Annotated in this window: 10 protein-coding genes and 1 tRNA gene; 5 read left to right on the top strand and 6 right to left on the bottom strand. The window is 52.5% G+C overall.

Features of this window, described 5'->3' with window-relative positions; genetic code table 11:
- Window positions 1–266 precede the first annotated feature (266 nt).
- Together EC915_RS20825 and EC915_RS20820 are read right to left on the bottom strand one after the other, a co-directional pair.
- Entirely contained in the window at window positions 267–887 is a 621-nt protein-coding gene (locus tag EC915_RS20825) for a helix-turn-helix domain-containing protein (RefSeq protein WP_133752395.1), read from the bottom strand.
- Window positions 884–1,183 carry an AlpA family transcriptional regulator gene (locus EC915_RS20820; protein ID WP_122688000.1) on the bottom strand — a complete coding sequence of 100 codons (300 nt, stop codon included), beginning with the start codon at window positions 1,181–1,183 and terminating at the stop codon, window positions 884–886. The genes EC915_RS20825 and EC915_RS20820 overlap by 4 nt, the downstream gene beginning before the upstream one ends.
- 109 nt (window positions 1,184–1,292) lie before the next feature.
- Here EC915_RS20820 and EC915_RS20815 point away from each other — a divergent pair, with 109 nt between their 5' ends.
- From EC915_RS20815 to EC915_RS20805, 3 genes are all read left to right on the top strand, one after another.
- Window positions 1,293–1,865 (top strand): hypothetical protein, encoded by a 573-nt coding sequence (locus tag EC915_RS20815; RefSeq protein WP_133752394.1) that lies wholly within the window; start codon window positions 1,293–1,295, stop codon window positions 1,863–1,865.
- Window positions 1,866–2,295: 430 nt separating this feature from the next.
- Window positions 2,296–2,946, top strand: a complete 651-nt coding sequence (locus EC915_RS20810) for a DUF5343 domain-containing protein (protein ID WP_133752393.1) — start codon at window positions 2,296–2,298, stop codon at window positions 2,944–2,946.
- Window positions 2,943–3,524 carry a Swt1 family HEPN domain-containing protein gene (locus EC915_RS20805; RefSeq protein ID WP_256658797.1) on the top strand — a complete coding sequence of 194 codons (582 nt, stop codon included), beginning with the start codon at window positions 2,943–2,945 and terminating at the stop codon, window positions 3,522–3,524. The genes EC915_RS20810 and EC915_RS20805 overlap by 4 nt, the downstream gene beginning before the upstream one ends.
- Before the next feature lie 681 nt (window positions 3,525–4,205).
- Here the strand turns inward: EC915_RS20805 and EC915_RS20800 are convergent.
- The 4 genes from EC915_RS20800 to EC915_RS20785 form a co-directional block, all read right to left on the bottom strand.
- The gene (locus EC915_RS20800) at window positions 4,206–5,027 is read right to left on the bottom strand and encodes a hypothetical protein (protein WP_133752392.1); all 822 of its coding nucleotides are present in this window, start codon (window positions 5,025–5,027) and stop codon (window positions 4,206–4,208) included.
- Window positions 5,028–5,399: 372 nt separating this feature from the next.
- Window positions 5,400–6,419, bottom strand: coding sequence for a phospholipase D family protein (locus EC915_RS20795; protein WP_133752391.1), 1,020 nt, complete (start codon window positions 6,417–6,419; stop codon window positions 5,400–5,402).
- Window positions 6,420–6,940: 521 nt separating this feature from the next.
- Window positions 6,941–8,023: a site-specific integrase gene (locus EC915_RS20790; protein ID WP_256658796.1), complete on the bottom strand. Its 1,083-nt coding sequence runs from the start codon at window positions 8,021–8,023 to the stop codon at window positions 6,941–6,943.
- Window positions 8,024–8,128: 105 nt separating this feature from the next.
- A tRNA-Arg gene (locus tag EC915_RS20785) sits at window positions 8,129–8,205 on the bottom strand.
- Window positions 8,206–8,670: 465 nt separating this feature from the next.
- Here EC915_RS20785 and gabD point away from each other — a divergent pair.
- Together gabD and gabT are read left to right on the top strand one after the other, a co-directional pair.
- Window positions 8,671–10,113, top strand: coding sequence for an NADP-dependent succinate-semialdehyde dehydrogenase (gene gabD, locus EC915_RS20780; protein WP_133752390.1), 1,443 nt, complete (start codon window positions 8,671–8,673; stop codon window positions 10,111–10,113).
- 173 nt (window positions 10,114–10,286) lie between these two features.
- Complete coding sequence (gabT, locus tag EC915_RS20775) at window positions 10,287–11,567, top strand: 4-aminobutyrate--2-oxoglutarate transaminase (protein WP_133752389.1); 1,281 nt, start codon at window positions 10,287–10,289, stop codon at window positions 11,565–11,567.
- Window positions 11,568–11,651 lie beyond the last annotated feature (84 nt).

Raw genomic sequence — 11,651 nt, 5'->3', positions numbered from 1 at the left:
CGGCATCGGCGAAGGTCATTTGCTTCATCATCGAAAAGCTCGGCGATTGGTGTCCGGGGATTTTGCCAAATCAGGAAGTCTTTTTCAGGATTTCCCTAGATCTTGTCGGGTCGCGAGCAGCAAGGGTGTTCCAATTGATATGTTTTTTTCTCTTCTTGTATGAGTGACTCTGTGTCACCTCAAATCAGGTTACACATGTCACACAGTCACCTGACGCGAGCGCATGCATGCCACCCTGTCACGTGACTGGCGGTCCTGTGTATAACTCATGTCTTGGTCGCCTTGCGCTCCCGGATCGAGTTCCGGATAGACAGCAGCTTGGTGTAGATGTCCGGATTGCTCTCGGCCAAATGATCCAAGTCAGCTTGGCTAATCTGGAAGCCGATGTTGGTCTGGTTCTCGATGATCTGTAGGTTTTCGATGTGAATACCTTGGCCGACTGCCTCCCTGTTGAAGAGCATACGTTTCAGCTCATCAACCGTGCTTTTGATCTGGGCGGGGCGATACTCCCACTGTGCTTGGCCTCTGGGTCTGCCTTGCGAGTCGCTGATCGCGATTTTTTCCGTGAGCTTGTATTCGTTATGTTTACGGGACCGCGTCCTGCTGATGTAGCCCCGGGTTTCGAGCGTTTTGATCTCGCGCATGGCCTGGCGTGGACTGATCCCAGCTTTGCGAGCAATGGTTGGGATTGAAGGAATCGACAGTCCCGTTCTGATGTCGCAGTGGGATTTGATAACGCAGTAAACCGCGAATGCATACGGTCCTAGCTTTGCGAGTTCGTGATCCACCATGGCCTGGAAAATGTGAAACCAATAGGTGTTGGATTTCAATTGATCCTGTGGTTCCTGCCCGGTTGCGGCATGAACCGATAATTCCAGCTCACTCATTTCCGAGCCTCCACCTGAGACTTCTTGGTAGGGCGCCCGACTTTATGTGGTCCTTCGGTCGAGGCTTGCTTGAGGAGAGGAGCCGATGTGATTGCCCCGGTACGCATCCACTGTCTGAGATCACCTAGCCGCCATCGCAAGCGTGACAGGCCGGGAACGGGCTCAAGCCCCGGCAATTTGCGCTGACGCACGGTCAGAGCGCTGAAGCCTGTCAATGCAGCGACCTCGGCAACGCCGATCAGTACGTCATCTGCTAGCTTCTGAATTTTTTGAATGGTTTCGTAATCGATGCTCATCGTGACTGTCGCTCGGCTGCTATGGAATGCCTCCAGCTTTCGCCATGCGACTGCGGAATCACTAGGACACCTTTTTGACAGATGCGCGAATAAGCCAAAGAATGGCTCTATGCAGCCACACATTCCCGATGCAGATGTCGACCCGGATGAAGCCTTCCAGCTTGTTTTTCGTGAACTGAAACGTCATGAGGAAACGGGCCGGAGAAACTTTGTGGTCCGCGTCCCCGTGGATCTGCTTGAGTACCTGTTCTCAGCCATTTTGCGCAAGTCGGGGATGTCGCGGGTGGCCCTTGAGCGGCTGCTGACGGAGCTGGGAGTTTATGGATTCAAAGACGCGGACGGCCGGATTCTCCGACGGTATTTGAGCGGCCACACACGTATGGCGTGGTCCACCTATCAGCGTTTGATGCTATGGGCGTTATCAAGCGACTTGATCAGCATGTGGGCTTTCCGCGATTTGGCTTTTCGTTCATATGAGCGAGAAGCTGCTCAGCTCTGCGCACGCAAAATAGTGAACACCCTCAAACGCCGGACGACGCTGCCTGAGTTGACCAAGGCGCAGGTTGTCGAGTGCTTTTATGAGATTTATCAGCTTAGGCAGCGTGAGCGCGATGAGGCTGCGGCTACTCGATTGCGAACCGACTCAGGTACTAGAGAGCTTGTTCTGTCCCTAGATGAGTAATTGCATGGACTTGACCGTCCGTTTGCATTCGATTTGACCAGCATACTGGGTGTCATTGATCGACTAAATTCGACCCAAAGCCGCCATTCGCCGAGGTCGGCTAACAGCCAAAGGCGGACGTTTTTTGGCCCCTCGCTCCGGTGAAAAATATCCTGCCTATGCAAATGGTGCCTTCGTGCTGAGTAAAGGTAAGGACCCGGCCATGCGCTACGAGATTTATAGGAGGTGCCTCGACCTCGGCAGACCTATTTCTGCCGTGCGGCGTAACCCACGTGCAATAGACACGCTTCCTGCGGATCGAGTAGAGTTGGGAAGGGATTTGCTGCCGCACTTTCAAGCCGCAAGCTTCGCTCACTCAGGACGGGCTAAAGCCCGCCCCTCAACCAAATACTAGTCCCAGAAACGTGCCTTAAAGCAAAAGGAAATTGTAATGGCAAAATCGTATCCGCCTTATATGAACGCCACTGGGTTAGTAGCCAAGGTGCTGGAGAAAATAAAAGTAGCAGCCACTCCTGACAGATTTACACAAGACTATTTGGCTACTGAGCTTGGATTTAGCGGAGGCAGTGCTAGAGCCTTTATATCGCTAGCAAAGAAAATAGCATTTCTTTCAAGCGATGGTAGTCCTACAGATCTATATAAGCAATTCAGGAACACTAATAAAGCAATTTCAAAAGCGGCCATGGCAGAAGCGATTCGAAAAGGATACTCCGACATATACTCTCGAAACGAATACGCGCATAGCCTCAGTAAATCTGATCTTGAGGGGCTGATTGTCGAAATGACAGGATCAGAAAAAGGCAACAAAACGGTACAAGCAGTCGTCGGTACGTTTGAAGCATTGAAGGGTTTCGCAGATTTCAAAATCTCCACGTCCGACATTGTCCATGAGAAACCGTTAGTAAATGAAGAGACCGAGCTACCCGAGCGACTGAAAACAAACGGCTCTCAAAATATTGCAGAGGAATTTGGCTTGAGTCTTTCCTATACAATAAACTTAGTGCTGCCTAAAACCGATGATGTGGCTGTTTTCAACGCCATCTTCAAAAGCCTGCGAGAAAATTTACTGAAGAAATCATGATGGAAGACAAGATAAAGCTATTCGCAATTTCGAACCAGATGGCAGAGAGGTCTCTTGACCATGTTGAGCGAGATCTGAAAATAGATTTAGGTAGAGACATACATTTATCAGAAGAGAAAGATGATGAATACTACCCGCAGTTTCAGCACCTAATACGCGTGGAAGCACGAGAAATGGCGGTTCATTATGAATTATTCTACTGCCTAGAGGTTTCTATCAGAAAAATGATTAATGAAAAATTACTTTCAGAGCTAGGTGATGACTGGTGGGAAACAGCAGATATACCGGATCAAACTCGTAAGAACGTAAAGGACAATATTCAGAGAGAAATTGATTCGGCTTTCACTCAAAGATCCGAAGATGAATTAGATTATACTACATTCGGTGAGCTTGGTGAGATTGTGCGAAAAAACTGGGAAAAGTTTGGTGACCTTTTTAATAGTCAAAAAGGATTCAACCGAGTCATGAGCAACCTAAATCTTTTGCGGGGGCCAATAGCGCACTGTAGTCCTCTGGCCGAAGATGAAGTTGTCAGGTTGAAGCTTACTGTCCGAGATTGGTTTAGGCTAATGGAATGATAAACCAATAAATAGTTGCAGCAGATAAAATATGCTGGGCATTTTTTACCGCCAAATTTAGCAATCTACCCCAAGGAGGGTACCATGCCGAACTCACAGCTCGATTATGACTTATTAGATTGGCAATAGATCGACGGCGAAAACTTAAAGTCATTATTGCTCGGCAATAGTTCAGCATGAATGCTTGGGAGGTCTTTGGTTATAAAAGTCTCTATGAAGTAGCTCGGAGGCAATACATACGGACAAATCTTTTGCCAAGAAATCATCGCCCTATTTTTATCATATTGGCAGTTTTAGTTTAGAAGATGTTTTGAGATTTATCAATCCAAGCTTGTCGGGCAATAGCTTGGAAGTCCGCAGCACGACCAAATTGATCTATATTTTTTCGAGCCTCAGGAAGACCAGCTCAACCCCAATGAGACCGTCCGCTTCTGGCCGATTGCTGCCTGTTGTGAAGGGTGGAAAGCGGCCGACGCTGTGTAAAAACGTTTTTAGGAAAGAATTGACAATCGGAACAAAAATCGCGCTCCTACGCAAAATTCTGGTCTGCTGATTAACCAAGCCGCTGGCAGACTTTACGTAGCAAAGCAGACTTTAAAACGATGCATGCGTTTTTACACAGCCTGGACCCTATAACGGACGGGGGGATAGTTGTCTCTCCGTCCGCACGGATATTCTGGATTATACTTCAACAGATTTTCGGTTAACCTTTTCTGAGTGGAAAGTGTCAGGGTCAATGACCCAGAAATCAGTGCTTTCATACCCAAGAAGAGGGCGTCCTTGTATATAAACAGAACCGCTAGCTCGATCAGGCCAAAAAACACCCAAAGGCAGTGCATTCATATGCTGATAAACCTTAACTACCTGAAGGGCTCCGCCGATACTGTCATTTTTGTTGCTGCTGCGCAGCATATCTCTTACGACCTCAAGTGGCTCCATATCGAAAGCGCTGTTGACTGCCTTGCTACCAACTAAGGCTCCCTTTCTTTGCATAAGCTTAACCAAGTTTTTGTTGGCTTCCTTGGCTTTATCGCCGCCGAATAATACTGGATCCATTCCACCAACCCAGCTATTCACATGTCTTGCAATAAAACACTTTTCTTTTTTTGCGTATCTAATTCCCCAAATATCAAAGCACTTGTTTATCCACGAGTAACCACCCAGCAGGAATGATACGTCAGGATCTTTCATTTCTGGAATATCACTGAAAATAGATGATGCCATGCTGTTCAAGACTTTAATGCTATGTGTCTTAAGTTCGCGTATATCCATGGCGCGGGTCTTAGCGCGATTGTAGGATGAAATTGCGAGGGAAATTTGATGCATCAAGGGGTAAGCCATATCGGTTTCCCCGGCAAAAGCAATTGCGCAATCTGATCTAGCAAGAGTAATGATCTTTGGCGAGTAATCTAGATTTCTGCCGCCCGACAAGCGACTATCTGAAACGAACATCAGTTCTTCGCATTTACCGATCTTTCTGATCCATGCTGCACAAATAGTCATTGTGTACCCTTGATTTTGCTCAGTGTTTAACTGGGTTTAGTGCAAAGTGTCTGCCGATTGTTCGGGGTTATTCAGTGTAATGAAAAAGTTCGAAGCAACGAGGTAAGTGGTCGATGCTTTTAGCGCGTTATAGTTAGATTGATCCAATGTTTAGATTGTAAACTGGCGGAAGATGGATGAATAGCTTATTGTGAAGTGCTACCAAGTTTTGAATGATTGATCCAATCTTGTTCTAAAGGAGTCTGGAGACGGCGCGTTCATGATTTGGGATGATGCCGACCTTGCCGACCTTGCCGACCTTGCCGGTTTTGCCGTGGGCAACGGCTTGACTGGGTGGCTGGTAGACCGCGCCTCTTAAACGCAGTGGGTACTCTAAGACATTTCCTTTTTCTTCTTATCCCAGTCGAAGAAAACGTCCAAGGAGAGACACCGGGCGATGTCCGAGTCTTCCTCGGCGTACAGGCTCTTCACCCATGGTCTGATTATTTTGGTCAACTTCGCAGCATCGCTTCTGCTAAAGGCGAACCCTTCCACTTCCTTCAGCTTTCGTACCATGACAAGTGAAGACGTATGGCCGACTGCGTTCTTGAATGACCTGTCCATAAATGGTATCCGCTCGCAGGCCCCGCTTACGGACACGCCCTTATTTGGTGAGTAATACACCGAGATAATCGCCTTATCGGTGGGCAGGGGCTCGTCATAGTCCTCTGGCCAATCTTCGTACCAGTCTACCTGTGTGTTTCTTGCTCCCAGCATACCGTCTCGCTGCGCGTCGCTGATAGCCTCAGCCGCAGCTTCCTCGGCTTCTACACTGGCGTCTAACCGGTGTACCTCAACATAAATGCCGCGACCATCTAGCTCACCTGCTTCAAGTGCTTGGTAGAAGCCTTTGGACAGCTTGGGACGGCTGGCGCGATTGTTGTCCCATTGGATTTGCGCTGCTGTCAGGCGCTCGTCTGTTACTGCCTCTCCACGAGCCCACAGGGCGTCGAACCATCCCTGCACCTCAGCCACCTGCGCACTGTCATCAATCTGCACGCCAGCTTCCTTCCAGCCAGCACACTCCGAACCTTCAAGACCAAGGCCGTTAACAGATACGTTGGCTGATCCAACTATCGCAGCGGTTTCGCTGATTGCTACCTTGGCATGTAGGTCGTCGGCTATCAGTAACTCGAGCCCTGGTAAGCCTAGGTCTAAAAGATCACGGATGACCTGAGGATTGGTACCGCCATTGCCAAAATTGAAAAGAATACGTAAGGAAATGCCGGCCCACACGTCCTCAATCAATTTATCCGCTCCCCGCCCCCAGAAGGCAACAGCAAGCGATACGCTGGTACCGCTCTCGATGAGGCGGCGAAACTGAGCTAGGTAATTCTCTGTAGAGAGAAACATGGGCGGTCCGCGCTAAATTTAAGCGCCAGCTTACAGATCCTATCGCTGAAAGTGACAGAACTGAAAAGCTGGAAAAGGAAGCTGATGAAATTCGTGAATGATTATTCACAGGCGTACCAGAATTGTAATAGCTGAAGCTTTTTAAAAAAACTAGCGATGGGCGCGCGACGCCGAACCACTAACCGCACCAGTCTAATCGGTCGTCCGGCCGCTTCTGGTCGATTCTGTTGAAAAAGTCGGAGGTGGTTTTCACGGCAGAAAAGTGAGCGCATGAGATTGAAATCTTGAAGTGCCGCACAGGCATCCGTACACAGATTTCACGTAACAACGCGCAAAAAACGCTTCTCCACCGGTGAGATTTCTGGCAATTCGAGAGACCCGACTGTTTTCAACAGAATCGGCAGACTTCTGCCGGTCAAAAACACCCAGTGTGTTGGCCTCATCCGATGCACACGACTGGCTCAGCCGTGCGCAATGATGTTCCGTCAGTGCAATTACCGACACCGTCGGGTGTGGTTCGATCAAGCCAGCTTGGCCGCCAGCTCCTCCGCAGTAATGTTGTAATACCGCTTCAGCATGTTCACCTCCCGATGCCCCGTCACGCTCGCAAGCTCAATCAAATTCGGCAGCTTGGTCGCAAGCCGACAGGTCGCTTCATGCCGCAGGTCGTGGAAGCGCAGATTGATCAGGAAGTCTTCCTGAGGCATTACCTGCGCCACTTCGCAATCTCCCAAGTATTTCAGCCTGGCTCGCTCCAGGCCTCGCACAAAGACCTTTTTGAGTGCATCAGCCGTGGTGGGGAAGACGCGACCGCACAGCGAGCGTGGCAAATCCTTCAGCAGATGAATGGCCTTTGGTGAAAGCGGGACGGTTCTGGGCAGGCCGTTCTTCGTCGCAGGAAGGTGCGCGGTTCTACGTTCCAGGTTCACATGCTTCCAGCGCAGCTCGAAAATCTCGCCACGGCGCATGGCGGTCTCAATCGCCAGTTGGACGATGGGCCGTATCCAGGGATTGTGTGATGCATCGGCGTAGGTCCCATCAGCACGTCGCTCACGAAGCTCTAACGCGCCAAGCATGTATTGCTCTTCAATTGGGTCGAGCCGTCGCGAGCGTTCGTCGTTGTAGCTGGGACGGCTGACCATCCTGACCGGATTCTCGGCAAGATGAATTCCCCACTCACGACGAGCAACCTCAATCACGCATTGGAACAACGCGAGTTCACGCTTCACCGTGTTGCCCTTACGGATCTTCAAGCGCTCGTCACGGTAGCGGGCAAAATCTGAAGAGGTAAGGGTCGCAACGATGCGTGTCGCCAGCGGATGACGCTTGAGTGCTTCCAGGCGTTTGATTTCTGAATACGCGCCTTTGTGCTTCGGAGCAATTTCGGAGATGTAGCGATCGATGAGTTGATGAAAGGCAGTGCGTTCAGCCTCGACGCGAGAGACAAAGATGCCTCGGTCGATTTCGCTTTCGATCATGCGTGCCCAGGCTTGGGCATCGGATTTGGTTTCGAAGGTTTTTCGCTGGGCTGGATAGCCCTTACGGCGAATTTGCGCTTCCCACTGATACTCGCCGCGATTCCTGATTGTTGCCATTTCGACCATTCCCGCCACACTTGAGTGTGGCAAATTTGTGGCAAAAACGACTTTCAGGACTAGGACAGGTTTCTGGCAGTGGAGCTAACCCCTTGTAATACAAGGGATAGAAGATGGTGCACCAGACGGGATTCGAACCCATGACCCCTGCCTTCGGAGGGCAGTACTCTATCCAGCTGAGCTACAGGTGCAACGCGGGCGCCATAATACCCATCTACGTCCAAAGCGTCCAATGCATTGACTTGCCGTGTGTATCGCGTTGAGACATGACCTTGCGGATTCGGGCACGGGACTATTGATACCTTGCGTACTGGTGAGCCTTTGATGGCGCTGCGTGTGCCCGTAAAGTACGTATTCATCACCTAATCGGAGCGCGTCTTTCAAGGCGATCAAGGGCACTGGCAGCTGCAACCGATTAGCCGCTGTTTCATGGTTTTGGCGCGTTTGTTCTTTTTTTCGAACACCCTATTGTCCTTTAGGCGCGTTGATCCTAGGATTCGTTTGAGATTTCAAACGCTCCCGCTCAGCCGTCCGCGCTTTTCGCGATCTGTGCGTGCGGGGCCTGGCGAATGTTTTCCTGACGGCAGCCTCAACCGAAGGCGCCTTTAATAATCAACAATTGCTCCGCCTTGCGCGGTGCTGTTTAGGAGGCCGACATGCAGCTCAAAGATTCGAAGTTGTTCCGCCAGCAGGCGTACATCAATGGCGCCTGGGCTGATGCCGACAGCGGCCAGACCATCAAGGTCAACAATCCGTCGAGCAACGAGATTCTGGGTACCGTGCCTAAAATGGGCGCCGCTGAAACCCGTCGTGCCATCGAAGCTGCCGACAAGGCCCTGCCGGCCTGGCGTGCGCTGACCGCCAAAGAGCGCGGTGCCAAGCTGCGTCGCTGGTTCGAACTGATGATTGAAAATCAGGACGATCTCGGTCGTCTGATGACCCTGGAGCAGGGTAAGCCGCTGGCTGAAGCCAAGGGCGAAATTGTTTACGCCGCATCCTTCATCGAGTGGTTCTCTGAAGAAGCCAAGCGTGTCTACGGTGATGTAATTCCCGGCCACCAGCCGGACAAGCGCCTGATCGTGCTCAAGCAGCCCATCGGCGTCACCGCTGCGATCACCCCTTGGAACTTCCCGGCTGCGATGATCACCCGTAAGGCGGGCCCTGCACTGGCTGCCGGCTGCACCATGGTGCTCAAACCTGCTTCGCAAACGCCCTTTTCTGCTTTGGCGCTGGCTGAGCTGGCCGAGCGCGCGGGCATTCCGGCCGGCGTGTTCAGCGTGGTTACCGGCAGTGCGGGTGACATCGGCTCTGAACTGACCAGCAACCCGATCGTGCGCAAGCTGTCGTTCACTGGCTCGACCGATATTGGCCGCCAGTTGATGGCCGAGTGCGCCCATGACATCAAGAAAGTCTCGTTGGAGCTTGGCGGCAACGCACCGTTCATCGTGTTCGACGACGCGGACCTGGATAAGGCCGTCGAAGGCGCGATCATCTCCAAATACCGCAACAACGGTCAGACGTGCGTCTGTGCCAACCGCATCTATGTGCAGGATTCGGTATACGACGCCTTCGCCGAGAAGCTCAAAGCCGCCGTTGCCAAGCTGAAAGTCGGCGACGGCCTGACGGAAGGCACCACCACCGGCCCGTTGATCGATGAAAAAGCGGTGGCCAAGGTCAAGGAACACATTGTCGACGCGCTCAGTAAAGGCGCCAAGGTGCTCAGCGGCGGTAATAGCCTGGAAGGCAATTTCTTCGAGCCGACGATTCTGATCAACGTTCCGAAAGACGCGGCGGTCGCCAAAGAAGAAACCTTCGGCCCGCTGGCACCGTTGTTCCGCTTCAAAGATGAAGCTGAAGTGATTGCCATGGCTAACGACACCGAGTTCGGCCTGGCATCGTACTTCTACGCGCAGAACCTGAGCCGCGTGTTCCGCGTTGCCGAGGCGCTGGAATACGGCATGGTGGGCATCAACACCGGCCTGATCTCCAACGAGGTCGCGCCGTTCGGCGGTGTGAAAGCGTCGGGCCTGGGTCGTGAAGGTTCGAAATACGGCATCGAAGATTACCTGGAGATCAAATACCTCTGCCTTTCTATTTAAGGCACCGGTATTGCGCCTGCGCGACGCGAGAGCGACGTTGCGCAGGTTTTTTGCAGCACTCAAACCCTATTTGCTGGCCGGGAGGCCGCGGCAGTCGATCATCGTATGCTGCCGTTGTTGACCCCCGCCGCTCCTTGAACCACGCCGCTCGATGAGCGGTGAATGAGGAAACCATGAGCAAAACCAACGCATCCCTGATGAAACGCCGCGAAGCCGCTGTCCCGCGTGGCGTTGGTCAAATTCACCCGATCTTCGCCGAGTCGGCGCAGAACGCTACTGTCACCGATGTTGAAGGCCGTGAGTTCATCGACTTCGCTGGTGGTATCGCAGTACTGAACACCGGTCACCTGCACCCGAAAATCGTCGCAGCGGTTCAAGAGCAACTGACCAAGCTGACCCACACTTGCTTCCAGGTGCTGGCGTACGAGCCTTACGTCGAGCTGTGCGAAAAAATCAACGCCAAGGTTCCGGGCGATTTCGACAAGAAAACCCTGCTGGTTACCACCGGTTCGGAAGCTGTGGAAAACGCCGTCAAGATTGCCCGTGCTGCTACGGGCCGTGCCGGGGTGATCGCTTTCACTGGCGCGTACCACGGTCGCACCATGATGACGCTGGGTCTGACCGGCAAGGTTGTGCCTTACTCGGCAGGCATGGGCCTGATGCCGGGCGGCATTTTCCGCGCGCTGTATCCGAACGAATTGCACGGTGTGAGCGTTGACGACTCCATCGCCAGCATCGAGCGAATTTTCAAGAACGACGCCGAGCCCAAGGACATCGCCGCGATCATCATCGAGCCGGTTCAGGGCGAAGGTGGGTTCTACGTTGCGCCGAAAGCCTTCATGGCTCGCTTGCGCGAACTCTGCGACAAGCACGGCATCCTGTTGATTGCCGACGAAGTTCAGACCGGCGCTGGCCGTACCGGTACGTTCTTCGCCATGGAGCAGATGGGTGTCACCGCCGACCTGACCACGTTCGCCAAATCCATCGCTGGTGGCTTCCCGCTGGCCGGTGTGTGCGGCAAGGCTGAATACATGGACGCCATCGCCCCGGGCGGTCTGGGCGGCACCTATGCGGGCAGCCCAATCGCTTGCGCCGCAGCGCTGGCGGTCATGGACGTGTTCGAAGAAGAGCATCTGCTGGACCGCTGCAAGGCGGTGGGCGAGCGTCTGGTCACTGGCCTGCGCGCCATCCAGGCCAAGCACCCGGTCATTGGCGAAGTGCGTGCCTTGGGTGCGATGATCGCGGTCGAGTGTTTCGAAAACGGTGATACTCATAAGCCGAATGCCGCTGCTGTAGCGCAAGTGATTGCCAAAGCGCGTGACAAGGGCCTGATCCTGCTGTCTTGCGGCACCTACGGCAACGTGTTGCGCGTGCTGGTCCCGCTGACCTCGCCGGACGAGCAACTGGACAAGGGGCTGAAGATCATCGAAGAGTGCTTCGCTGAGATCGCCTGATGGCCAGATGACGGCCGGTCACGGGTGATCAGAATGTGATCGGATCGTTAGAAAAAAACCTGCTTCGGCAGGTTTTTTTGTGGC

The organism is Pseudomonas sp. LP_7_YM (genome assembly GCF_004364435.1).
Lineage (GTDB): Bacteria > Pseudomonadota > Gammaproteobacteria > Pseudomonadales > Pseudomonadaceae > Aquipseudomonas.
This window is presented reverse-complemented; position numbering and strand designations above follow the sequence as displayed.

What these genes read in the sequence shown, in the direction of transcription:
- EC915_RS20790 (WP_256658796.1), bottom strand. Translation starts at nt 8,023, where the DNA reads ATGGTCGAAATGGCAACAATCAGGAATCGCGGCGAGTATCAGTGGGAA.
- gabD (WP_133752390.1), top strand. Translation starts at nt 8,671, where the DNA reads ATGCAGCTCAAAGATTCGAAGTTGTTCCGCCAGCAGGCGTACATCAAT.
- EC915_RS20825 (WP_133752395.1), bottom strand. Translation starts at nt 887, where the DNA reads ATGAGTGAGCTGGAATTATCGGTTCATGCCGCAACCGGGCAGGAACCA.
- EC915_RS20810 (WP_133752393.1), top strand. Translation starts at nt 2,296, where the DNA reads ATGGCAAAATCGTATCCGCCTTATATGAACGCCACTGGGTTAGTAGCC.
- EC915_RS20800 (WP_133752392.1), bottom strand. Translation starts at nt 5,027, where the DNA reads ATGACTATTTGTGCAGCATGGATCAGAAAGATCGGTAAATGCGAAGAA.
- EC915_RS20795 (WP_133752391.1), bottom strand. Translation starts at nt 6,419, where the DNA reads ATGTTTCTCTCTACAGAGAATTACCTAGCTCAGTTTCGCCGCCTCATC.
- EC915_RS20805 (WP_256658797.1), top strand. Translation starts at nt 2,943, where the DNA reads ATGATGGAAGACAAGATAAAGCTATTCGCAATTTCGAACCAGATGGCA.
- EC915_RS20815 (WP_133752394.1), top strand. Translation starts at nt 1,293, where the DNA reads ATGCAGCCACACATTCCCGATGCAGATGTCGACCCGGATGAAGCCTTC.
- EC915_RS20820 (WP_122688000.1), bottom strand. Translation starts at nt 1,183, where the DNA reads ATGAGCATCGATTACGAAACCATTCAAAAAATTCAGAAGCTAGCAGAT.
- gabT (WP_133752389.1), top strand. Translation starts at nt 10,287, where the DNA reads ATGAGCAAAACCAACGCATCCCTGATGAAACGCCGCGAAGCCGCTGTC.